The sequence below is a fragment of the Halotalea alkalilenta genome, assembly GCF_001648175.1.
Lineage (GTDB): Bacteria > Pseudomonadota > Gammaproteobacteria > Pseudomonadales > Halomonadaceae > Halotalea > Halotalea alkalilenta_A.
In genome coordinates, this window is record NZ_CP015243.1 from 342,413 (window position 1) to 364,119 (window position 21,707).

General features: G+C 66.1%; 21 protein-coding genes. 7 read left to right on the forward strand and 14 right to left on the reverse strand.

The window, feature by feature from the left end; translation table 11 throughout:
* Positions 1–2 precede the first annotated feature (2 nt).
* Both A5892_RS01555 and solA read left to right on the forward strand, forming a co-directional pair.
* Entirely contained in the window at positions 3–1,316 is a 1,314-nt protein-coding gene (locus A5892_RS01555) for an NAD(P)/FAD-dependent oxidoreductase (RefSeq protein WP_064121293.1), read from the forward strand.
* Positions 1,317–1,353: 37 nt separating this feature from the next.
* Complete coding sequence (solA, locus tag A5892_RS01560; protein ID WP_064121294.1) at positions 1,354–2,529, forward strand: N-methyl-L-tryptophan oxidase; 1,176 nt, start codon at positions 1,354–1,356, stop codon at positions 2,527–2,529.
* A 19-nt stretch (positions 2,530–2,548) separates the two neighbouring features.
* Here the strand turns inward: solA and A5892_RS01565 are convergent, their stop codons facing one another.
* Positions 2,549–3,445 (reverse strand): AraC family transcriptional regulator, encoded by an 897-nt coding sequence (locus tag A5892_RS01565; protein ID WP_064121295.1) that lies wholly within the window; start codon positions 3,443–3,445, stop codon positions 2,549–2,551.
* A gap of 226 nt (positions 3,446–3,671) precedes the next feature.
* Between A5892_RS01565 and A5892_RS01570 the strand changes: the two genes are divergently transcribed.
* A complete protein-coding gene (locus A5892_RS01570) occupies positions 3,672–4,730 on the forward strand; it encodes an NAD(P)-dependent alcohol dehydrogenase (protein ID WP_064121296.1) in 1,059 nt (352 codons plus the stop codon).
* Positions 4,731–4,758: 28 nt separating this feature from the next.
* Here the strand turns inward: A5892_RS01570 and A5892_RS01575 are convergent, their stop codons facing one another.
* Together A5892_RS01575 and A5892_RS01580 are read right to left on the reverse strand one after the other, a co-directional pair.
* Positions 4,759–5,268 carry a methylated-DNA--[protein]-cysteine S-methyltransferase gene (locus A5892_RS01575; RefSeq protein WP_064121297.1) on the reverse strand — a complete coding sequence of 170 codons (510 nt, stop codon included), beginning with the start codon at positions 5,266–5,268 and terminating at the stop codon, positions 4,759–4,761.
* Between the two features lie 31 nt (positions 5,269–5,299).
* The gene (locus A5892_RS01580) at positions 5,300–6,832 is read right to left on the reverse strand and encodes an AlkA N-terminal domain-containing protein (RefSeq protein ID WP_064121298.1); all 1,533 of its coding nucleotides are present in this window, start codon (positions 6,830–6,832) and stop codon (positions 5,300–5,302) included.
* 150 nt (positions 6,833–6,982) lie between these two features.
* Here A5892_RS01580 and A5892_RS01585 point away from each other — a divergent pair, with 150 nt between their 5' ends.
* Complete coding sequence (locus tag A5892_RS01585) at positions 6,983–8,539, forward strand: glucan biosynthesis protein (RefSeq protein WP_064121299.1); 1,557 nt, start codon at positions 6,983–6,985, stop codon at positions 8,537–8,539.
* 6 nt (positions 8,540–8,545) lie between these two features.
* Here A5892_RS01585 and def read toward each other — a convergent pair whose 3' ends face one another.
* The gene (gene def / locus A5892_RS01590) at positions 8,546–9,085 is read right to left on the reverse strand and encodes a peptide deformylase (RefSeq protein ID WP_064121300.1); all 540 of its coding nucleotides are present in this window, start codon (positions 9,083–9,085) and stop codon (positions 8,546–8,548) included.
* Positions 9,086–9,244: 159 nt separating this feature from the next.
* Here def and A5892_RS01595 point away from each other — a divergent pair, with 159 nt between their 5' ends.
* Together A5892_RS01595 and A5892_RS01600 are read left to right on the forward strand one after the other, a co-directional pair.
* Positions 9,245–9,523: a type II toxin-antitoxin system RelE/ParE family toxin gene (locus A5892_RS01595; RefSeq protein ID WP_064121301.1), complete on the forward strand. Its 279-nt coding sequence runs from the start codon at positions 9,245–9,247 to the stop codon at positions 9,521–9,523.
* 23 nt (positions 9,524–9,546) lie between these two features.
* Positions 9,547–9,834, forward strand: a complete 288-nt coding sequence (locus A5892_RS01600) for a HigA family addiction module antitoxin (protein WP_223302761.1) — start codon at positions 9,547–9,549, stop codon at positions 9,832–9,834.
* A gap of 16 nt (positions 9,835–9,850) precedes the next feature.
* Here A5892_RS01600 and A5892_RS01605 read toward each other — a convergent pair whose 3' ends face one another.
* From A5892_RS01605 to A5892_RS01645, 9 genes are all read right to left on the reverse strand, one after another.
* Positions 9,851–10,789 (reverse strand): cyclase family protein, encoded by a 939-nt coding sequence (locus tag A5892_RS01605; RefSeq protein ID WP_223302762.1) that lies wholly within the window; start codon positions 10,787–10,789, stop codon positions 9,851–9,853.
* Between the two features lie 122 nt (positions 10,790–10,911).
* Positions 10,912–12,522, reverse strand: coding sequence for a dipeptide ABC transporter ATP-binding protein (locus tag A5892_RS01610; protein WP_064121303.1), 1,611 nt, complete (start codon positions 12,520–12,522; stop codon positions 10,912–10,914).
* Complete coding sequence (locus A5892_RS01615) at positions 12,519–13,340, reverse strand: sulfurtransferase (RefSeq protein WP_064121304.1); 822 nt, start codon at positions 13,338–13,340, stop codon at positions 12,519–12,521. The genes A5892_RS01610 and A5892_RS01615 overlap by 4 nt, the downstream gene beginning before the upstream one ends.
* The gene (locus A5892_RS01620) at positions 13,337–14,341 is read right to left on the reverse strand and encodes a hypothetical protein (protein ID WP_064121305.1); all 1,005 of its coding nucleotides are present in this window, start codon (positions 14,339–14,341) and stop codon (positions 13,337–13,339) included. Before A5892_RS01620 ends, A5892_RS01615 begins: the two co-directional genes overlap by 4 nt.
* Complete coding sequence (locus A5892_RS01625) at positions 14,338–15,348, reverse strand: 1-aminocyclopropane-1-carboxylate deaminase/D-cysteine desulfhydrase (RefSeq protein ID WP_064121306.1); 1,011 nt, start codon at positions 15,346–15,348, stop codon at positions 14,338–14,340. Before A5892_RS01625 ends, A5892_RS01620 begins: the two co-directional genes overlap by 4 nt.
* Before the next feature lie 24 nt (positions 15,349–15,372).
* A complete protein-coding gene (locus A5892_RS01630; protein WP_064121307.1) occupies positions 15,373–16,713 on the reverse strand; it encodes a M20/M25/M40 family metallo-hydrolase in 1,341 nt (446 codons plus the stop codon).
* A complete protein-coding gene (locus A5892_RS01635) occupies positions 16,710–17,627 on the reverse strand; it encodes an ABC transporter permease (RefSeq protein WP_223302763.1) in 918 nt (305 codons plus the stop codon). The genes A5892_RS01630 and A5892_RS01635 overlap by 4 nt, the downstream gene beginning before the upstream one ends.
* Before the next feature lie 4 nt (positions 17,628–17,631).
* Positions 17,632–18,459, reverse strand: coding sequence for an ABC transporter permease (locus tag A5892_RS01640; protein ID WP_082890578.1), 828 nt, complete (start codon positions 18,457–18,459; stop codon positions 17,632–17,634).
* Between the two features lie 17 nt (positions 18,460–18,476).
* On the reverse strand, positions 18,477–19,955 hold the full coding sequence (locus A5892_RS01645; protein WP_223302764.1) for an ABC transporter substrate-binding protein: 1,479 nt from the start codon (positions 19,953–19,955) through the stop codon (positions 18,477–18,479).
* A 189-nt stretch (positions 19,956–20,144) separates the two neighbouring features.
* On the opposite strand from A5892_RS01645, the gene A5892_RS01650 reads away from it, so the two are divergent.
* Positions 20,145–20,819, forward strand: coding sequence for an FCD domain-containing protein (locus tag A5892_RS01650; protein ID WP_064121311.1), 675 nt, complete (start codon positions 20,145–20,147; stop codon positions 20,817–20,819).
* A 125-nt stretch (positions 20,820–20,944) separates the two neighbouring features.
* Here the strand turns inward: A5892_RS01650 and A5892_RS01655 are convergent, their stop codons facing one another.
* Positions 20,945–21,592 (reverse strand): SDR family oxidoreductase, encoded by a 648-nt coding sequence (locus A5892_RS01655; RefSeq protein WP_064121312.1) that lies wholly within the window; start codon positions 21,590–21,592, stop codon positions 20,945–20,947.
* Positions 21,593–21,707: the final 115 nt, after the last annotated feature.

Genomic DNA, 21,707 nt, shown 5'->3' on the forward strand with positions numbered 1-21,707 from the left:
AGATGGTCAGAGATGACGCAGTATTCAGCGATGATTTCGTCAAGCGCCCCTACTGGTGGGACGCCGCCCCGCCGGAAACCTGTCTCGACGCGCTACCCACCGAGGTCGACGTCGCCATCGTCGGCTCCGGCTATGCCGGCCTGAACGCGGCGATCGAGCTCGCCCGGCACGGGCGGCGCGTAGTGGTGCTCGACGCCGACGAGCTCGGCAGCGGCGCCAGCACCCGGACCGGCGGAATGGTCAGCAGCGGCCAGAAGCTGGTGGTCGGCGGCGCGATCAAAGGCATCGCTCCCGAACTGTTCCAGCGCATGATCGAGGATTCGATCGCCTCGTTCGCCTTCATCCAGCAGCTGGTCGAGGAGCAAAAGCTCGACGCCGATCTCGAGATCAAGGGTCGCTACTTCGGCGCCCACGCGGCGAGCCATCTGCCGAGGCTTTATCAAATGGGCGATATCCTCGCCCGGGTCACCGGGGTCAAGGTGCATCGCTTCAATCGCGACGACCAGCACCAGGTGATCGGCTCGGACTACTACCACGGCGGTATCCTGGTCGACGACTACGGCGGCCTTCACCCGGCCAAGTACCATCGCGCGCTGCGCGAGCTGGCCCGGCGCCACGGCGCCGAGCTGCGCTCCCACGCCCGGGTGCTGGAGATCAAGCCGGCAAGCCGCGGCAAGGTGGTACTCACCCAGCGCGGTGCGATCGAGGCCCGCGAAGTGCTGGTCTGCACCAACGGCTACACCGACGCCACGCCAACGCCGTCGCTGGCGCGCCGGGTGGTGCCGGTGCGCAGCTACCAGATCGCCACCGAGCCGCTGCCGCCGGAGCTGATCGAGCGGCTGGTGCCGGGCGGGCGAATGATCACCGACAGCCGTCGCGACCTGATCTACAGCCGCCCCTCTCCGGACGGCAGCCGGCTGCTGTTCGGCTCGCGTCCCGGCCTCTACGAGATCGACGAGCGCCAGGCCGCGCTCAAGCTTCGCGCACGCATGCTCGAGGTCTGGCCGGAGCTCGCCGACTACCGGCTCAGCCATGCCTGGAGCGGCAAGGTAGCGATGACGGTCGACAAGACCGCCCACGTCGGCGCGATGGATGAGGCGCACTATGCGCTGGGTTGCAACGGCAACGGCGTGGCGCTGATGAGCTGGCTCGGCTACCGGCTGGCGCAGAAACTGCTCGAAAGCGCGCCACGACCGCTCTCGTTCGACCGCGAGAAATTCCAGCGGCTGCCGTTCTACGACGGGCGGCCCTGGTTCCTGCCGCTGGCGAGCGGTTGGTACCGGCTACGCGATGGGATCGAACGGCGCTGGCGGTGAGCCGAGACGCCGCGGCCATGGGAACAGGGAGCAGGCAATGCAGACGATACGCACGGATGTAGTGGTGGTAGGGCTCGGTGCCATGGGTGCGGCCATCACCGACCAGCTCGCCCGCCGCGGAGTCGCAGTGGTCGGGGTGGATCGCTTCGCCCCCCCGCATGATCGCGGCTCCAGCCACGGCGAGACCAGGATCACGCGCCAGGCCGTCGGCGAAGGCGCCGCCTACGTCCCGTTCGTGCTGGCATCGCACCGTCACTGGCGCGAGCTCGAGAGCGCATGCGGCGAGTCGTTGTTCGAAGCCTGCGGTGCGGTGGTGATCGCCGGTGCGGCCGGTCGCGGCTCGCATCACGGCAAGCAGGACTTTTTCGCCACCACGGTCGCGACCGCCGAGCGCTTCGCCATCGAGCACCGCTGCCTCGAGCGTGATGAGCTGGTCGCCCGCTTCCCTCAGTTCGCCGGGATGCATCGCGACCAGCATGCCTACTTCGAGCCCGGTGGCGGCTATCTGCGCCCAGAGCGCTGCATCGCCGCGCAGCTGGCGCGGGCCGAACGCGCCAGCGCAACGCTTTTGCTGGATACCAAGGTGGAGCGGATCGACAACCGCTCCGGTGGCGTTCGGGTGACCACCGACAAGGCGGTCATCGAAGCCGACCGGGCAGTGGTCGCCGCCGGCGCCTGGGCAACCGACCTGCTCGGCGCGCCGTTCGAGCGCCTGCTGACGGTACGCCGCCAGACCCTGCACTGGTTCGGCCTCGAGGCGGACGCACGCTTTCCTGCCGATTCACCGGTTCACATCTGGATGCACGGCGCGGGAGACGCGGACTACTTCTATGGCTTTCCGCCGCTACCGGGAGAGCGAAGCGTCAAGGTAGCCACCGAACAGGACCGGGTCGCCACCCATGCCGACCAGCTGGATCGCCAGGTTGCGGCGACGGAGTCGCAGGCGCTGTTCGATGCCCACCTGCGCGGACGCCTCGCCGGGGTCTCCTCCCGCGTGGTCGACGCCGCCGCCTGCCTCTATACCGTCACCCCGGACCAAGGCTTCATCCTCGACGACCATCCCACCATGCCCGGCGTTTTCGTCGTCTCGGCCTGCTCGGGGCACGGGTTCAAGCATTCGGCGGGTATCGGTCAAGCGGTCGCGGAGCGGCTCTGCGGTGCTGAGAGCGAATTCGACCTCGCCCCCTTCGCGCTGGAGCGCTTCGACACCTAGCAGTGCCGAAGAGCAGTGATCATCGCCGTTCTCTGGTCGGGCTGACCCCGAAGTATTGCTTGTACTCGCGGGAAAACTGCGAGCTGCTGCGATAGCCCACAGCGCTCGCCGCCTGGGCGACCTGGCAGGCGTGCTCGGCCAGCAGCGCACGCGCCTTGAGCAGCCGCAGCCGCTTGAGGTACTGGAGCGGCGCAAGCTGGGTGGTCACCTTGAAGTGGTGATGGAAGTGGGATGCGCTCATGTTCGCGGCGCGGGCCAGCCTGTCGACGTTGAGCGACTCAGCGTAGTGTTCGTGGAGAAAGCGCAGCGCCTCCGCAATCCGTGGATAGTGGCCGCCGTCGAGCACCAAGCGACGCAGCGCCTCGCCTTGGGCACCGCGCAGGGCGGCGAAGATCACCTCTCTCAGCCTTGCTGCGCCGAGCGCACGGCACAGCACCGGATCGAACAAACAGTCGACCAGCCGCGACAGGGCCTCACCGAACTCGGCATCGATCGCCACTGCAGCCATTGGCTCGGGCGCCGGATCTTCCCTGCGTCCCGGCAGCTGGGCGGCGAGCTCGACGAGCGATGCCCTATCGAGGCGAATCGCGAGCCCGAGCAGCGGCGCCTGCGTACTTGCATGGGTCTCGCACTCGAACGGCAACGGCATGGCCTGGACCAGATAATGTCCGGCACCGTAGTGGATCACTCGATCACCGAGAAAGCCGATCTTGCCCCCCTGGACGATCACCACCAGTCCGGCGTTGTAGATCAGCGGCGTGCGGCGCTGGGCGCAGCGGCTGACGAGCAGCTCGACATCTTCGAGCATGGAGGGCTTGAAACCTCCCCTATCGGCAAGCGAGGCGAGGCGAGGCGCCAGACGAGCAGCGTAGTCGGCCGCCACCGAGGGCGGTGCGGAATGTTCCAGGATGGTCATTGCATCAACCTCTATTTCCGTTACACCGTAACATCATGCAGGAAAAACACCGTCCTATCCGCTCTTGAAGTGGGAATTCCATAGGATCAGGCAAAAAGAACGCAGGATCCAACATGGCGGTGCGGGCACTCGGCAACCACACTGTTACTTACTGGGAGGCGGCCTTTGTATCTGCACCCTATTCACCCTTCGGGCCGGTTGCCCGTTGCTCTGCCAGGAAACCAATATGTCCAATACTCGATCCTACGCTGCACTTTCCGCCACCACGCCACTCGAGCCGTTCAGCTTCGATCGCCGTGCGCCGCGCCCCGACGACGTGGCAATCGAAATCCTCTACTGCGGGGTCTGCCATAGCGATCTGCATTTCGTCCGCGACGACTGGGGCTTCAGCACTTATCCGGTGGTGCCGGGCCACGAGATCGTCGGCCGGGTCACCGCGGTGGGCGACAAGGTCGAAGGCTTCAAGGTCGGTGAGATCGTCGGCGTCGGCTGCATGGTCGACTCCTGCCGCCACTGCGAGGCTTGTGAAAGGGGACTCGAGCAGTACTGCCTCGAAGGCTTCACCATGACCTATGGCAGCCCCGACCGCCACGATGGCACCACGACCCAGGGCGGCTATTCGGACAAGATCGTGGTCAGCGAGCGCTTCGTCGTCCACATGCCCGAGGGCATCGATCTCAAATCCGCCGCGCCGATTCTCTGCGCCGGGATCACCACCTACTCTCCGCTCAAACACCATGGCGTCAAGGCTGGTCACAAGATCGGCGTGATCGGCATGGGCGGCCTCGGCCACATGGGGGTCAAGCTGGCCAAGGCGCTCGGCGCCGAGGTGACCCTGTTCACGCGCTCCCAGTCGAAGGTCGCGGAAGCCAAGCACCAGGGTGCCGACCATGTCGTTGTCTCCACCGACGAGGCGCAGATGGAAGCGGTCGCCGGGACCTTCGACTTCATGCTCGATACCATCCCGGTACAGCACGACCTGAACCCCTACCTCAAGGCGCTCAAGTTCGACGGCACTCACATCTTGGTCGGCCTGATCGAACCGATCGAACCGGCGATCCACTCCTTCGAACTGGTGTTCAAGCGCCGCGTGGTCGCGGGTTCACTGATCGGTGGGCTTCCCGAGACCCAGGAGCTGCTCGACTTCTGCGCCGAGCATGGCATTGGCTGCGATGTCGAAGTGATCGACATTCAGAACATCAACGAAGCGTTCGAGCGGATGCAGAAAGGCGACGTCAAATATCGCTTCGTGATCGACATGCAGTCGTTGAAGAACGCTGCCTGATCGTCGCGCATGGTGAATCGGCATCGCGTCATAGCGACGCGGTGCCGAACAGATCGCGCTCGAGCGGCACGCCTTCGAGTTCGAGCAGGTAACGTTTGACCGGCAGCCCACCGCCGAAGCCGGTGAGGCTGCCGTCAGTGCCGATCACCCGGTGGCAGGGCAGCACGATCGGCAGCGGATTACGGCCGTTCGCGGCACCCACCGCACGCACCGCGCGAGGGGCATCGATCCTCGCTGCGAGCCCGGCATAGCTGAGCGTCTCGCCATAGCCGATGGTCGCAAGCGCGCTCCACACCCGGCGCTGGAACTCAGTGCCCCGCGGCGCGAGCTTGAGCTCGAAGCGCCGGCGTCCCTGGTTGAAGTATTCATCGAGCTGGGTCCGCGCCAGATCGAGCAGCGGATGCTCACCCTCTCGCCAATCGTCTCCCAGCCGATAAGGATGGCGGGGATGCTCGAACTCGATCAGCCGGAGCCCTTCGTCGTCTGCGGCCAGCAGCAGCCTACCGACGGGACTGCGGATGTACGTATAGAACGTCATGCTGATTTCTCCTTGCGAAATGCGCCGCGCCTCACGATGAGCCGCCGAGTGCCGATGGGCGCGGTCGAGGGGCCCGCCTGGCTGGAGCTGGAGCACAGAGCTGCGCCTCGCGCCAGAGCTGGATCACCGCGTAACCGCGCCACGGCCGTATCGCTTCGAAGCGCGCGATCAGCGCCTTGGCGGTAATGCGTGCGCCTGGACCCGCGATGCTTCTCTGCACGATGAGGTCTTCAGCGGGCAGCGCATCGGGATGGCCGAGACCGCGCAGCGCGATGTAGTGGGCGGTCCAGGGTCCGATTCCCGGAAGCCGGACCCAGCGGGCGGCAAACTCCTCCAGCGACCGTTCGACGCGAAAATCCACCTGCCCCTCGAGCAGCGCCGCCGCCATGGCGCGCAGTGCCGCTGCGCGAGCGCGAGTCAGTCCGAGCGCGTCCAGATCACCCTCGGCGAGCGCTTCGGGGGGCGGAAACAGGCGCTCGAGCCCGGGCGCGAAAGGTTCGGCCAGAGCGACACCAAAGCGCTGCACCAGCCGGCTGGTCAAGGTGCGCGCGGCGCTGACACTGATCCTCTGGCCGATCACCGCGCGTACCGCGATCTCGAAACCGTCCCAGCCGCTCGGCAGGCGCAGCCCAGGGCGGCGCTCGACCAGCGGCGCAAGTCTTGGGTCCCGCGCCAGCACCTCGGCGATGGCATAGGGATCGGCGTCGAGATCGAACATCCGCCGCAGCCGAGTGACGATCTCCAAGAGCTTCGTGGTCGCCGCGCCGTGCAGTTCCAGGCGCAGCGCATGGGCGCCATCCGGCCAGGCGCTGACACGCAGCCAGCCAGGCTGCTGAAGGTTGCCGACCACCCGGGCGTAGCTCGACGCATCGACCCGTTCGATACCGGGCAGCGCGCGGCCGCGCAGGAAATCGAGCATCGCCTCGAAATCGTAAGGGGGACGGTAGCCGAGCCGCAGGGTCAGCGTCGTCGCTGCGCCGTCAGCCGCCCGCGAGCGACCGCGCAGCTCGCGTGGGGCGATACGGTAGGCATCGAGAAAGGCGGCGTTGAACCGTCGCTGGCTGCCGAACCCCGCCGCCAGCGCTATTTCAGTGATCGGCAGCCGCGTCTCGGTCAGCAACTGCTTGGCGAACAGCAGCCGCCGCGTACCATGCACCTGGCTCGGTGTAGCACCGAGGCGCTCGACGAACAGCCGCCGCAGCTGCCGCTCGCTTAAGCTTAGCCGCTCGGCCAGGTGCGCCAGCGGTCGTTCGGCAAGTACCCCTTCATCGATCAGCTTCAGCGCCCTTGCCAAGCGAGAGTCACCGCGCCGCCAGGCCCCACCGCCCGGTGCAAGCTCAGGCCGACAGCGCAGGCAAGGGCGGTATCCCGCCGCCTCGGCTGCCGCGGCGCTGGCGTAGTAGCTCACGTTCTCCGCCTTCGGCGCCGGGGCGGGACACATCGGCCGGCAGTAGATCCCGGTGCTGACGACCGCGGTGAAGAAACGTCCGTCGAAGCGCGGATCGCGGCTCAGTCTCGCCCGCTCGCAAACCTCCAAGCTGGGCAGCATGTCATCGATGGTCATGTTCATCGCTCGACGGTAGCACTCTCCCTGAGGGCTAACTAGCCGGATCCGGACATCATTGCCGAGAAAGCGAAACTTTCCCCGGCGCACCATGTCGCACCCCCTGTGGCACCACACCGCTCATCCATGCAGCCAAGGCGAACTTGCCCCATGCAGCGCAGAGACTTCATTCGTACCGCGGCGTCGATGTTCGCCGCCTGCGGGCTTCCAAGCGGCGCGCTACTGGCGGCGAACGTGAAGGTCGGCCCCGCCGACGGCGAAGCGCAACCGTTCGATTTCGATCGACTGAAGGCGCTGGCCGCCAAGCTCGCCGAATCCCCCTATCGACCCGACGAGCCGCCGCTGCCCAACGCGCTGACCCACCTGACCCCACAGCGCTACCAGCGGATCAAGTACCGTCGTGACCAAGCGCTGTGGCACGGCCGCGACGGCGAGCTCGAGGCGCAGTTCTTCCATGTGGGAATGGGCTTCAAGCAACGGGTACGGGTCCACGAGCTGGATCCGGCCAGCGGGCTGGCACGCGAGATCCACTTTCACCCTTGGCTGTTCGACTACGCAGGCGCCGACCTCGACCCCACGACGCTGACCGGCGACTACGGCTTCGCCGGGGTCAGGATTCGAAGGCGGCCGCATCTCGACTACCAGGACCAGGTCTCGTTCCTCGGCGCCAGCTACTTCCGCGCGATCGACGACAGCCTGCAGTTCGGCCTCTCCGCGCGTGGCCTTGCGATCGACGCGGGTGACGGCTACGGCGAGGAGTTTCCCAACTTCACCCGCTTCTGGCTCGAAACCCCGCCGCCCGACTCGACCCGACTGACCCTCTATGCGCTGCTCGAGTCACCAAGCCTTACCGGTGCCTATCGTTTCGTGATCGATTGCCAGGTCGAGGGCGTGAAGATGGACATTACGCCGGAGCTCTACCTGCGCCATGACATCGACCGCCTTGGCGTCGCGCCGATGACCAGCATGTTCGCCGTCGGCAAGACCCAGCCGATGGCGGTCGACACTTTCCATGCTCAACTGCACGACTCGGACCGGCTGTCGATCCAACGCAGCGACGGCGAGTGGATCTGCCGGCCGCTGCGCAACCCTCGTCGCCTCGCCCGCCAGCGCTTCGAGGACGACGAGACCCCGCGCGGGTTCGGGCTGATCCAGGCCGACCACGATTTCGCCAACTACCAGGACACCGAGGATCGCTACGATCTACGTCCGAGCCTTTGGGTCGAACCGCTCGGCGATTGGGGCAAGGGCGCCATCGAACTGCTCGAGCTGCCGACCCGAGGCGAGACCTCCGACAACATCGGCGCCTATTGGATACCCGCCGCACCGACCCGCGCCGGCGACCGGCTGCGGCTGCCCTACCGCTTGCACTGGAGCGCTCTGCCACCGGTGACGACCGAGCTCGCCCGGGTCCATGCTTCGTTCGCCGGTGCGGCTCAGGCCCCCGGGGTACGTCGCTTCGCGGTCGATTTCAGCGGCGCACTCGACGAGCTCGGCCAAGGCGAACGGATCACCCCCCGGCTCGAGGCCTCCCATGGCCACCTCGAGGATATCCGGCTGATCGAGTCGCCAGCGCGCGACGCCTGCCGGGTGCAGTTCGACTGGCGCGCCGACGACGATCCCGGCCCGGTGACCCTGTGGCTGAGCCTGCGCGCCGGGGACAGAGCGGCGAGCGAAACCTGGTGCTATCGCTTCGAGATGGCCTGAAGGCCCTCAATCCCCGGTCTTGGCGGCGAGCTCGGGAAACATCACGTCAGTGAAGCCGAAATAGCGGAAATCCGTGATCCTCGAGGGATACAGCCGGCCAAGCAGGTGGTCGTGCTCGTGCTGCACCACCCTGGCATGGAAGCCCTCGGCGATCCGATCGATCGGCTCACCCTCCGGGTCGACGCCCTGATAGCGAATCCGCGCATGGCGCTCGACCAACCCGCGCATCCCGGGGATCGACAGGCAACCCTCCCAGCCAGCCTCGAGCACGCCATCCTGCGGGGTGATCATCGGATTGAGCAGCGCCGTCGGCGCTACCGCCTCGGCCTCGGGATAGCGCTCGCTCGAATCGAAGCCGAACACCATCAGCTGCAGGTCGACGCCGATCTGCGGTGCAGCCAGCCCCACTCCCCCCGCCGCCCGCATGGTGTCGAACATGTCGGCGACCAGCTCGCGCAGTTCATCGCTTGCCAACATCTCGACCGGCACCGGCGGCGCCACACGCAGCAGCCGCTCGTCTCCCATCCTGAGAATCTCGCGAATCATCCTCTTCACTCCTGTTTCGGTGTCACTGCTCGCCGCGGTTCATTGCAGTGTCGTCGACCCGCGGGACAGGCTCAATCCGCGCAGCCAGCCGCCGAAAGCTCTCCTATGCCCACAGTACGAAATAGGATTGCAAACCGTGACCCAATACATCACACTCGTATGATCGTCAGCTTTCGCCACAAGGGGATGGCCCAGTTCTACACCACCGGCTCGACCCGCGGTATCCGGGCGGACCAGGCAAGGCGCCTGGCGCGCATACTGGCGTTTCTCGACCGTGCCGCCACACCGAGCGATCTGGACCTGCCCGGCTGGCGATTGCATCCGCTCAAGGGCGAGCTGCAAGGCCACTGGTCGATCTCGGTGAACGGCCAATGGCGGGTGATCTTTCGCTTCGTCGACAATGACGTGGAGCTGGTCGATCTACTCGATTACCACTGATACAGGCGGATAAAAAGATGGTCATGTTCGATCCTCCCCACCCCGGTGAAACCCTGCGCGAGGACGTGCTGCCGGCCCTCGGCATCAGCATCGCCGAGCTCGCGCGCCGGCTCGGCTTCGCCCGCGAGACCCTGTCACGGATCATTCATGGCCGGGCACCGATCAGCCCCGATCTCGCGGTGCGGCTCGAGCGCGCGGGGATTGGCCGCGCCCGCACCTGGCTCGGGGTGCAGATCGACTACGACCTCCGTCAGGCCGAGCGCCGCCCCCAGCCACCGATCGAGCCCTTCGCCCGCCTCAGCCTAGGCTGAGGCGGGACGAGCACGATCACGGCGTCGGGCGCATCACCCCCTGGGCGTCGCGCTTGAGCGGGGCGGGCTGGACCGGCAGCGGTGCGCCGGGCACCTGCTCGACGCTTTCGCCTTCGGGCCAGTCGGGCGGGGCGATGGCGACGTAGCGCGCGAAGCCGCCGGTGCCGCCGAGCGGCTTGGCGAAGCCGATCGAGATCAGCGCACCGGCCTCGGGCACCTTGTCGAGGTTGGCGACCCCCTCGGCCTGGGCGAAATTGTTGTGCATCAGCCACTCCTCGCCCTCGAGCGTCGGAGTCGTGTCGGTATCCAGCGGCTCATGGCCGTGGAACAGGATATGGCGCTCGAGGTGGAGGAACTTCAATGCCTCGAGACCGACACCGGGGAAGGGCTTTTGGTTGAAGCGCTCGCGCTCGTCCCAGCGCTTGTACCAGTCGGAGCGCACCATCACCACCGCGCCCTCGGGAATGCGCCCGTGGCGCGACTCCCACGCCTCGATGTCGGAAACCTGGAGGTGATAGCCGGGATCAGCGGCAACCTTCTGGCTCACGTCGATCACGACCAGCGGTCGCAAGGCATAGGTCGCCGGCAGGTCGCTGATCGTCGCACCGAGGGGATTCCAGTGCGCGGGCGGGTCGAGCTGGGTGCCGTACTGGTCGGTCGGCAGCTGGTAAGCGCTGGCGACGACGCCGTGCTTCTCGTAGCTGTACTCCTCGCCCTTGGCGACGAAGCCCGGGATATCCGCGCTGGCCACGGCGGGCTTGAACACTGCGTTATCGAAGCCGGGCCAGACCGCCTGCTCGGGCTCGAAGGCGTGGGTCAGGTCGATGTACTTGGCACTTTTCAGCGAGCGTTCGTAGAGCGTCCACAGCGAAGTATCGTCGTCGGCCCAGCTCGGGACGCTCGATAGCGCGAACAGCGCCAACGCCCAGACTGACGTAGAGCATGCATTGCGCACCGTTGTTCTCCTTGTCGATAGCATACCGCCCGACCCGCACCACAGCGTACGAGCCCCGGCAGAACCGGATCATAAGCCTATTCGCCATGACGATTGCTACCGCGAACCACGCTCACCACGAGTCAGACCGGGTGGCGCGGCTCCGCCGCGAGCAAGGCGGCGGTGTAGGCGTGCTGCGGAGCATTCAACACACTCTCGGCGTCACCGCTCTCGACGATCCCGCCACCTTGCATCACCGCCACACGATCAGCGAAATGGCGAGCCAGGCCGAGATCATGGGTGATGAACAGCATGCTCAGGCCCAGCTGTTCGCTCAGCCGTGCAAGCAGGGTAACCACCTGGGCACGCACCGTTGCATCCAGCGCCGATACCGCTTCATCGGCGACCAACAGCTCAGGCTCCAGCGCCAGGGCTCGCGCGATCGCAAGCCGCTGGCGCTGCCCCCCGGAAAAAGCGTGGGGCCTGCGGCTAGCTGCCTGCACATCGAGGCCTACCAGTTCGAGCAGCTCTGCGACGCGATCGCGGGCTCGTGCCCCCCTGGCGATGCCGTGCACCAGCATCACCTCTTCGATGGCGTCACCCACCCGCATGCGCGGATTGAGACTGGCAAAAGGATCCTGGAACACCACCTGCATGCGTTGGCGCAACCACTGGCGCTGCACACCCCTGGCGTTGAGCACGTCGATGCCATCGAAGGTCACGCTGCCACCGCTCGCGGGAGTGAGATTGAGCACGCAGCGCCCAAGCGTACTCTTGCCCGAGCCCGATTCGCCGACCAGCGCCAGCGTCTCGCCACGGTGGATATCCAGATCGACCGCGTGCAGCACCTGGAGCTCGTTGCTCGCCCCGAAGAAGCGGCGGCGGCTGGGGTAGCTCTTGCTCAAGCCCCGCACCCGCAACAGTGGCTCGCCCAGCGCGCTGGTATCCATCCGCGCCCGGGTCGGGAAGGCGCTGCCGCCGGGAAGGGCGGCGATCAGGCCGCGGGTGTAGTCATGGGCGGGAGATGCGAGCACTGCCGAGACCTCGCCCGACTCCACGATCTCGCCCTTGCGCATCACCACCATCCGATCCGCGACCTCAGCCACCACGCCCAGGTCATGGGTCACCATCAGCACCCCCATACCCTGGCTATCGCGCAGTTCACCGATCAGCTCGAGCAGTTGCCGCTGCAAGGTGACGTCCAGGGCGGTAGTGGGCTCGTCGGCGATCAGCAGCCGCGGTTCGCAAGCAATCGCGATCGCGATCATCACCCGCTGGCGCATGCCGCCGGACAGCTCATGGATGTACTGCCGCGCACGCCGCTCCGGCTGGTTGATACCGACACGCTCGAGCAGGCGTATCGCTTGGCGATGCGCCTGCCGCCACTGCTCGCCACAATGGCGTACGCGCACCTCGGCGATCTGCTCGCCGATGCGCAGCACCGGATTGAGCGCGCTCATCGGCTCCTGGAAGACGAAACCGATGCGTGCTCCGCGCAGTTTGGCGAGGGTGGCCGGCTGGTCGAGCGCGTAGCTCTCGCCGTCGAAGGTCATTCGCCCCGCTCGAACCCTGACCGTACTCGGCAATAGCCCCACCAGCGACAAGGCCGAGAGCGTCTTGCCTGATCCCGACTCACCGACCAAGGCCAGCGTACGCCCTGCCTCCACCTCAAAGTGGACGCCAGCGACCAACGCAGAATGCTCGCCATCGACGCCTATCTCCAGGCCTTCGACCCGCAGCAGCGATGTACTCACCTGGGATCGACTCCAGACGCGCGCTCGGCCCACTCGTGCCACGAGCCGACGAACACCTTGAGCTTGGAAAAGCCCGCCATGCGCAGCGCGTAGAACACGGTGGCGGCACGCGCGCCACGGTGGCAATAGAGGATCAGCGTCTGCCTGGGGTCGAGCCCGGCCTCGGTGGCCCGGGCGAGAATCTCGCTCGGACTGCGGTAGCTGCCGCCTTGCAGTACGTCCTCCCAGAACAGGTGCACGCTGCCAGGAATCCGGCCACCGCGAGCGCAGCAAGGGTGCACGAACTCCCCCTGGTACTCGCTGAAACGCCGCACATCGACCACCACCGTCTCCACGCCATCGGCGGCGGTGACCTCGTCGTAGCTTGCGATCGACTCCGCCCTCCAGGCGGCAGGTGCCACGGCGCGCCGCTCGAGCGCAATCGTCGAGCTCGCGCCAGCTCCTGGGGCCAGCTCGCCTGCGATGGCATGCCAGGCATCGATGCCGCCATCGAGGATCCGCCCATTGGGTAGGCCAAGCAGCTCGTGGAACCACAGCGCCCTCGGCGACACCATCCCGGTCGCGGTTTCGAAATAGATGGTTTGCGTGGCGGAGAAAGCGCCGATCTCCGCCAGCGCCTGCGCTGCAGCGGCCACCAGGTGCTGGATTCCTTCGTCATCGCTGCGATCGATGAATACGCTGTAGGCATCGAGATGCACCGCACCAGGCAGCGTCGAGGCCCGCCATGCATCGGCCGAGCGTACATCGACGAGCAGCGTGCCAGGGCGAGCCAGGCGGCTGGCAAGCTGGGCGGCATCGATGATAGAAGCGCTATTCATGGCGATTCTCCAGGCAGGGTAAGAAGCGCTTGCCAGCTGCCCACCTCGAGGCGTTCCGCCGCCTCGAGCAGCCGGGCAGCCAGCGCGATATCGAACAGGTTGAGCCCAAAGCTCGAGAAATAGACCGAGCTTCCCGGCACGGGTCGCCAGCGCCCGGCGACCAGGTCCGCAAGCGTTGCGGCCAGGCGCGCTGGTTCGAAACGCCCTGCGCGGTGCATCTGGAACAGGCTCTTGGCGCTGGTGAGACGAAATTCGCCCCAAAGATCGACCAGCACGGCGTCGAAACGCTCGATTGCCGCGAAGCTGACCTCGTTGCGCCCGATCTGGAGCACCAGCCGGTCCGCCGCCACCGCATCCTCGCCCACCAGGGGGCGTTCGGCGTTGGTGCAGCACAGCAGCGCATCCACACCCTTGCATGCCTCTTCCAAGCTAGCGGCGACCACCAGCTCGAATGGCCAGGCGCGCTGGGTGGCCCACGCCAGCGCTGACGGGGTGCGATTCCATATCGTCACCCGTTCGATGCCGGGAAAGCGCCCGGCAAGCATCGACAGGTGGGTACGCGCCTGGAACCCTGCCCCCAGCACGGTCACCCGGGTGAGCGGGCCGGGCGCTGCGTACTCGAGCGCGAGCGCGCTGACCGCCGCAGTGCGAACCGCCGTCAGCAGGCCGCTCTCGACCAGCCCACGCGGCCTTCCATCGAGATGGTTGACCAAGGTGGTCGAGTAGGACGAGGGCTGGCCCACACCCTGGGGCGGAAGATGCAGGCTCCACTTGAGCCCGACGGCATCGAACCTTCCGCCCACCCAGGCCGGTAGGCCATAGGCATAGCCGGGCCTGTCGTCGGTCGCCAGGGGGAGCACGCACTCAGGCGACATGCGAGCCTGGCCGGCCTCGAAAAGCGCCAGAACGTCGACGATATCCGCCATCGCGGCGTCGAAATCCCCTCCGCCAAGGGAGGTGACCTGGGCACGGTCAAGACAGCGCACGCCCAGTGTGGTCATTGCCGCCGGCCTTCCAGCAACCGCTCCGAGAAGGGGTAGAGCGCGGGGCTGCCACCGCAGTGGACGAACAGCACTTGCTGCCCTTGGGCGATGCGCCCCTTGGCGCACAGGTCGATCAGCGCGCTCATCGCCTTGCCGGTATAGACCGGATCGAGCAGTATCCCCTCGTCCTTGGCCAGCCGATGTATCGCCTCGACCCCGTCGTCGCTGGGCAGACCGTAACCGGGGCCGACATAGCCGTCCTCGACCTGGATTTCTTCAGCGGCGAAGCGCAGGGGCTGCTCGAGCAGTTCGGCGCAGTCGCTCGCCATCGCAGCGATCCGGCTCTGGAACCAAGCGGCATCGCGGCTCACGCTGACCCCGATCACCTTGGTCTGCGGCCAGTAGAGCCGGGCACCGACGATCAGTCCGGCGAGCGTCCCGCCGGAGCCAGCCGGCGCGAGCACGATGTCGGGCGGCGACCACTGCATCCGGGCGTACTGCTCGGCGAGTTCGGCCACCGCACGCACGTAGCCCAGCGCACCGAGCGGCGTGGCGCCACCCAGCGGGATGATGAACGGTACCTTTCCTTGCTCCCTCGCCCGCTCCGCGTGGGCTTGCATGCACGGCTCGACCTGCTCGAAGTAGGCCTGGGGATCGAGGTACTCGATCGTGGCACCGAACAGCTCGTCGAGCAGCAGGTTGCCCTCGCGCTGCTGCGGTGCGTTGCCGCGCAGCACCAGTACCGCCTCGAGGCCGAAGCGCCGCGCCGCTGCGGCGACCATCCTGGCGTGGTTGGACTGGTGCCCACCGGTGGTGATCAATACCTCGGCGCCGGCCGCGCGCGCCTCTGCCAGCAGGTACTCGAGCTTGCGCACCTTGTTGCCGCCGCCGCCAAAACCGGTGTAGTCGTCGCGCTTCATGCGCACATCGACGCCGAGCGCAGCGGAGAGACGCGGCAGCTCATCGATCGGGGTGGGTAGGAAGCCCAGCTCGACGCGGGCGAAGTCTTCGTGGCTGAGTGCCATGGCGTAACCCCTCCTTGGGGTGTATCAGGACTGGCGATGCGATGGGAAAGAGCTAGGGAAGCGCGCCAGCCAATCGGTCAACGAAGCGACCAGCCGATCGATTCCATCGAGCTCGATGTATTCGTCGATGCCATGTGCGTTGCCCCCGCGGCCCAGCCCTCCGATCACGAAGGCGTGGCTCACTCCGGCGAAGGCATGGGCTGGGGCGGCACCCGGCGACCACGGCCAGCACAGTGGCTCGACCCCCGCTGCACGGTAGCTGGCGATGAGCTCCAGGAACCCCGGGGCATCGGGGCTGAACGCGATACCGGGGAAGCATTCATCGACCTGGATGGCTGCAGCCGGGCGGGCCCGAATCACAGCGGCGACCCGATCGAGGAGCTGCGAAATCTCAGCACCCGGAGCGACCCGCAGGTCGAAGCGCGCCTCGGCCACCGCGGGGATGGTCGCCTTGCCGGGGAGCGGATGGCTGGTGAGCTCGCTGAGATTGAGCTGGTGGGCGCACAGCAGGCGGTGCAGCAAGGCCGCGCGATCGCCCGGCAGGGAGAAACGCTCGGTATGGCGGAATTCGAGTTCACGCTCGGGCTCGAAGCTCGCTGCTAGCTGATCGAACACCGGCACCAGCGACGCGGGCAGCGCTACTTCACCGAGTGCCCCATCGCGCAGCGGCGCCAGCGCCTCGATCAGCTCCCAGCATGGATTGCCGATCCACGGTGAATTGCTCGAGTGAATCGCCTGGCGCGGACCGCCCCAGGCGCCGCCTTCCACCCGGACCCGCCCATGTACTATCCCCTTGAAGCCGTAATAGACCCGCGGCGGTCCGCCCGCGTATTCGCATAGCGATGGGAAGAGCGTGGCCTCGGCCGAGCGCACCGGCGTGTCGCCGCGGAGGTAGTCACGCAGGTTGCGGCTCCCGCTCTCCTCCTCGCCCTCGATGAGCAGCTCGAGATTGACGCCAAGCCCACCCTGCTCGAGCAGATGGCGCACCGCGACCAGCATCGCCGCCAATGGCCCCTTGTTGTTCTCCGCCCCCCGGCCGATGTAGCGCGGACGCGGGGCATCGAGGTCCAGGCCACCGCGAAACGGCGGTAGCAGCCATCCCGACTCATCCGCCGGCATCACGTCGTACATGTTGTAGAGCTGCAGGGTGACCGGTGCGCCGAGATCGATACGCGCATGCACCACCGGCGGAAACGCATGGCGCCCTTCATCCACGATGGTGGCGCCCAGGACGGTGGAGAGATGCTCCTCCAGGCAGCGCGCCATGCGGGTCAACCCCTCCCGGTCACCCGCCACCGAGTGGATCGGCGTCCATTCATCGAGCAGCTCGAGCACCTGCGCCCTCAGCCGTGCCGCCGTGTTCAAAGGCGTATCCTCGGATTGAGCAGCGCATAGAGCAGATCGACCAACAGGTTGACCAGCACGAAGATCGCCGCGGCGAACAGCACGATCACCTGCACCAGCGGCAGATCCCGATTCTGTATGGCCTGCACCGCCAGGCGGCCGATCCCAGGCCAGGAGAAGATCACCTCGGTGACCAGGGCGCCGCCCAGCAGCGCCGCGAACTCCATCGCTTGGACCGTGATCACGGGAATCAACGCGTTACGCAGGGCATGGCGGCGTATCACTCGCCATTCGGACAACCCCTTCGCCCGAGCGGTGCGCACATAGTCCTGCCCCAGCGCGTCGATCAGGCTGTCGCGCACCAGCCGAGTCACCGCGCTCATGTAGTAGGCACCCAACGCCACGGCGGGCAGGATCAAATGCCGGAGTTCGCCATATCCGCCGGTGGGCAGCAGACGCCAGTGCAACGAGAAGAGCAGAATCAGCAAAAGGCCAAGCCAGAACACCGGCAGTGCCTGCCCCATCAGCGCAATGCAGCGGGCGAAGAAGTCGATCGCGCTACCAGGGCGCAGCGCCGCGACGACGCCGAGAAAGAAACCCAGCAGCGTACTCCAGCTCAGTGCCGCCAACGCCAGCAGCAAGGTGGCGGGAAGGCGCTCGACGATCAGCTCCAGCACCGGGCGTTGGAAGCGTAGCGAGACACCGAAATCGCCTTGCAGTAGTCGCGACAGGTAATCGATGTACTGCACCCACAGCGGGCGGTCGAAGCCCATCGCTTGGCGAAAGGCTGCGATCTCCTCGAAGCTCGCCTCTGGAGGCAGCATCAATGCAGCCGGATCACCACCGAGGTGCAGCGCATAGAACACCACCACCGTGACGCCCAGCATCACGAGCAGCGACTGCAGCAACCGATGAACTACGTAGCGCGCGTTCAAGTCATCACCTCGGTTTGATCCGATAGCGACGCGCCAAGGCATCACCGAAGAAATTGCATCCAACCACGAGCGCTGCGATCAGCACGCCCGGCCAGATCACCAGCCAATCGGCGACCAGCAGGTAGGAACGTCCTTCGCCGATCAGGTTGCCCAGGGTCGGCGCCGGCGGCTGGATACCCATGCCGAGAAAACCCACCGACGCCTCGAGCACCACCAGGCGCGGCAGATCGAGGGTGAACAGCACGAGCTGGGCGCCGAACAGGTTGGGCAGCAGGTGTCGCAACAGCGTCCGGTAGAGCGGCAGGCCCAGCGCCTTGGTCGCCTCCATGTACTCGAGCTCACGCAGTTCGAGGGTGCGCGCCCGCGCGACCCGCGCATAGATCGCCCAACCGGTGAGCCCAAGCACCGCGACCAGATTGCCAATGCCCGGCCCGATCACCGACACCAGCAGCAGGATGAGAAGAATGAAAGGAATCGCCAGCTGGATGTCGACCAGACGCATGATCAGCGCATCGACCCAGCCACCGAAGTACCCGGCAAGCATGCCCACCGTCGTACCTATCAGTAGCGAAATCATTCCAGCGCAGAGGACGATCGCCACCGACAACCGGCCACCCTCGAGCAGACGGGCGAGTAGATCGCGCCCGAGCTGGTCGGTGCCGAGTGGATGCCATACATCGCCACTCGACGAAAGCGGGGGCGAGAAGCTCGAGAGCAGATCCGCCTCCAGCGGATCCAGCGGCCAGAGCCACGGGCCGACCAGCGTGACCAGCGCGATCAACCCCAGCAAGCCGCCGCTCAGCCATAGATCCATCTCCCGCCGGCCCAGCATGAGCGTCAACGCCCCCCTCATGGGTTGAAGCCCAAGTCGAACAGCGGGATGCGCGCATCGGCCCGGCCTTCGAAGCGCACGCCATTGGCGACGCCGTAGAGGCTGTCTTCCTGGTAGAGGGTGAGCAGCAGGCGCTGGTCGACCACTCGCTGCTGCACCGCCGCGAGTAGCTCGATGCGCTCCTGCTCATCGAGCATCTGGCGACTGCGATCGAGCAGTTGGTCGAGCTCGGCGTCGCGCACGGTCGAGTAAGGCTCGCCGGAGCGCAGGATGGGATAGAGCGCCGCGTCGGCATCCAGTGTCTGGGTGGATCCCCAGCCCAACATGTAGATCGGTGCCTGGCTTCCCGATGGCACCTGCTGGGTATAGACCGACCACTCAGGGATCTCGAGGGAGACCTTCACACCGATCTGGCCAAAAGCCTGCGCCAGGTACTGCCCTACGTCAGCGCTCGCGTTGTAGCGGCGTGGCGCTTGCATACGAATCTCGAAGCCATCGCCATAGCCCGCCTCCGCCAGCAATTGCCGAGCGCGCTCAGGGTCGTAGTCCGGAGCCGGAAGCTCTAGATAGCCATGATCGAGCGGGCTGGCCTGGCTGCCATGCACGGTGGCGAACCCTCGCAGCAGGCGGCTGACCACCGCTTGTCGATCGATCGCAAGCGACAGCGCCTCCCTGACCCGCGGATCGTCGAGCGGGGGTTCGTCGCTCTTGAGTCCAAGATAGAGGGTGAGCCCACCATTCTCGACCCGATCCAAGCGCAGCTCAGGATTCGACTCGATCACCTGGGCCAGGTCCGCCGGGATGCTTTCAGCGAGCTGGACCTCTCCCGAGAGCAAAGCGGCTACCCGGGCGGTGGCTTCCGGAATCGGCCTCCAGATCACGCGCTCAAGCTCTGGGGCGCCCCGCCAGTAATCGGGGTTGGCGACCATGGTCAGATGGTCGTCACGCACGAACTCAGCCACCCGGTAGGGACCCGTACCCACCGGCGCGGAGGCGAATTTCTGCTCGCCGGCCTCTCGCAAGTAGCCCGGCGGGACGATGTAGGCCGGATAGCGGCTGAGCCTCGACGGCAGCAGCGGATCGGGCCCGGTGGTATGGAAGCGAACGGTATCGGCGTCGACGATCTCGACCTCGGAGATGGTGCGTACATAGCTGATCGTCGGCGCATTGGCGGCGGGGTCGAGGATCCGGTCGAAGGTGAACTTGACCGCTTCGGCATCGAATGGCTCGCCGTTGTGGAATTTCACCCCGGGACGCAGCTCGAACTCCCACGTCTGGTCGTCTATCACCCGCCACTCGGTGGCCAGGCCTGGTGCCAAACGCATCTGGTCATCGCGCATCACCAAGGTGTCGAACACGTTGTCGACCAGCGTCGCCGCTTCACGCAGGAAACCTGGGTCGAGCGCCGCCGGTGCGGTGGCCTGGGCGATGGTCAGCTCACTGGCCCGAGCATGGTCCGGCACCGACACCAGCGCGATCGGCAAGCAAAACGCCAACAACCTGGTCCATCCAAAGGGGGAATGCATGCTATCGAGCCTCCAGGAAATAGAGGGTGCGAACGGGGTGGTCGGGAACGACGCGCTGGTTTCGATATAGAATATATTCTGTATTTCGATGCCATCACAAGTTACTTTAGCGCCGGAAACCATCGATTCCGGCGGCAGCTGCTTTCAGCAAGGATCAATATGGAACGACCGAATACAGGCAGGTTCGCCCAGGCACCCAAAGGCGGCCTGAGCGGCTACGTCGAGCGCACGCTCAAGCAAGCGTTGATCGAAGGCAAACTGCTTCCTGGCGAGCGGCTGGTGGCCAAAGACCTTGCCGCCCAGTTGGATGTCAGCCCAACGCCGGTACGCGAAGCGCTGCTCAAGCTGGTCGCGTACGGCGCCCTGGAGATCAGCCCGGCCCAGTCATTCCAGGTGCCGGTGATCACACGGGCACAGTACGCAGAGATCGCGCTGATACGCGAAGCGATCGAAAGCCTGGCGACTTCGCATGCCGCCAGGGTGATCGATACCCAACGCATCGATCAGCTGGCGTCGCTGGATGAACGCTACAAGGCGGCGAGGCGGCGCGGTAAGAGCGCAGAGGCACTACAGCTCAATCGAGAATTTCGTTTCTGCCTCTACGAGGCTGCACAAATGCCGATACTGATGGCGCAGATCGAGCAGCTATGGCTCAGGGTCGGGCCCTGTTTGCACCATATCTTCCCGATCGACGAAGACAATCCGTTCGAAGCCCACAACTACGACAAGCTGGTCTGTGCGCTGCGCGAGCACGACAGCGAGGCAGCGGCGACGCTGATCGCCAAGGCGGTGCGCGAGGGTACCGAGATCATTCTGGAGCGACTCGGCCAATAAATCGCAAGCGTCCGGGCGACCGGCGCCTGCCTGACCGCCGATCGATGAACTCGCCTCGGCGCCAGGGCTGCATTAAGCGCGCAGTCTTCCTACCACTCACTTCCCATCACGGCACCAGCCGCCGTTCACAGGTCATGGACCAGCGCATCGATCGACTGCGTGCCGCTGACCAAGTCGAACGCTTTGCAACGTGCATTGTCGGCGTCGAGCACCGCGCCTGCGACCTGGGCGACATCGGCCCGAGGAATGCTGCGCTCGCCGTCGGCGCTTGGCTCGGTCGCGACCCGGCCTTTGGCGGGTTCGTCGGTGAGACGCCCAGGCCGAATGATGGTGTAGTCGAGGCCGCTCACCAGCAGGAGGCGGTCGGCATAGTGCTTGGCGACGTAGTAGGGCTTGATCTCCGGGTTCCAATCCTCCCGACGGTCGGCGCCGAAGGCGCTGATCATCACGAAGCGCCGGATGCCGCAGGCGCTCGCGGCTTCCATACACTTGACCGCACCGTCGAGATCGATCAGCAAGGTCTTGTCGAAGCCAGTGGCCCCGCCGGAGCCTGCGCTGAAGATCACCGCGTCACAGCCACGCATTCCCTTGCAGAGCGCGGCCACATCGTCCTCCAAGTCCACCCGCCGGGCCTCGATGCCGCGGCGATGATAGCTTTCGAGCTGTTCGGTGCGCCTGACCTGCGCGACAGGGGTGTGGTTGGACTGGGTGTGCAGTTGGGCAACGATCCGCTGGCCGATCTGGCCGGCGGCACCAATGACCAGGGTCTTCATGGCGAAATCCTCTTCTGCGCCAGAGTGACGTTTCAGCATAGAGCGCGTTGGCGAAAACCGATCGGCACCCGCGCGGATCTACAGCCTCAGTATGGGTGAGCCTGTACTTGGCGCC

What these genes read in the sequence shown, in the direction of transcription:
- A5892_RS01565 (WP_064121295.1), bottom strand. Translation starts at nt 3,445, where the DNA reads ATGACCATCCTGGAACATTCCGCACCGCCCTCGGTGGCGGCCGACTAC.
- A5892_RS01625 (WP_064121306.1), bottom strand. Translation starts at nt 15,348, where the DNA reads ATGGCACTCAGCCACGAAGACTTCGCCCGCGTCGAGCTGGGCTTCCTA.
- A5892_RS01600 (WP_223302761.1), top strand. Translation starts at nt 9,547, where the DNA reads ATGTTCGATCCTCCCCACCCCGGTGAAACCCTGCGCGAGGACGTGCTG.
- A5892_RS01615 (WP_064121304.1), bottom strand. Translation starts at nt 13,340, where the DNA reads ATGAATAGCGCTTCTATCATCGATGCCGCCCAGCTTGCCAGCCGCCTG.
- A5892_RS01585 (WP_064121299.1), top strand. Translation starts at nt 6,983, where the DNA reads ATGCAGCGCAGAGACTTCATTCGTACCGCGGCGTCGATGTTCGCCGCC.
- A5892_RS01655 (WP_064121312.1), bottom strand. Translation starts at nt 21,592, where the DNA reads ATGAAGACCCTGGTCATTGGTGCCGCCGGCCAGATCGGCCAGCGGATC.
- A5892_RS01570 (WP_064121296.1), top strand. Translation starts at nt 3,672, where the DNA reads ATGTCCAATACTCGATCCTACGCTGCACTTTCCGCCACCACGCCACTC.
- A5892_RS01555 (WP_064121293.1), top strand. Translation starts at nt 3, where the DNA reads ATGGTCAGAGATGACGCAGTATTCAGCGATGATTTCGTCAAGCGCCCC.
- A5892_RS01595 (WP_064121301.1), top strand. Translation starts at nt 9,245, where the DNA reads ATGATCGTCAGCTTTCGCCACAAGGGGATGGCCCAGTTCTACACCACC.
- A5892_RS01640 (WP_082890578.1), bottom strand. Translation starts at nt 18,459, where the DNA reads ATGCTGGGCCGGCGGGAGATGGATCTATGGCTGAGCGGCGGCTTGCTG.
- A5892_RS01580 (WP_064121298.1), bottom strand. Translation starts at nt 6,832, where the DNA reads ATGACCATCGATGACATGCTGCCCAGCTTGGAGGTTTGCGAGCGGGCG.
- A5892_RS01620 (WP_064121305.1), bottom strand. Translation starts at nt 14,341, where the DNA reads ATGACCACACTGGGCGTGCGCTGTCTTGACCGTGCCCAGGTCACCTCC.
- solA (WP_064121294.1), top strand. Translation starts at nt 1,354, where the DNA reads ATGCAGACGATACGCACGGATGTAGTGGTGGTAGGGCTCGGTGCCATG.
- A5892_RS01575 (WP_064121297.1), bottom strand. Translation starts at nt 5,268, where the DNA reads ATGACGTTCTATACGTACATCCGCAGTCCCGTCGGTAGGCTGCTGCTG.
- A5892_RS01650 (WP_064121311.1), top strand. Translation starts at nt 20,145, where the DNA reads ATGGAACGACCGAATACAGGCAGGTTCGCCCAGGCACCCAAAGGCGGC.
- def (WP_064121300.1), bottom strand. Translation starts at nt 9,085, where the DNA reads ATGATTCGCGAGATTCTCAGGATGGGAGACGAGCGGCTGCTGCGTGTG.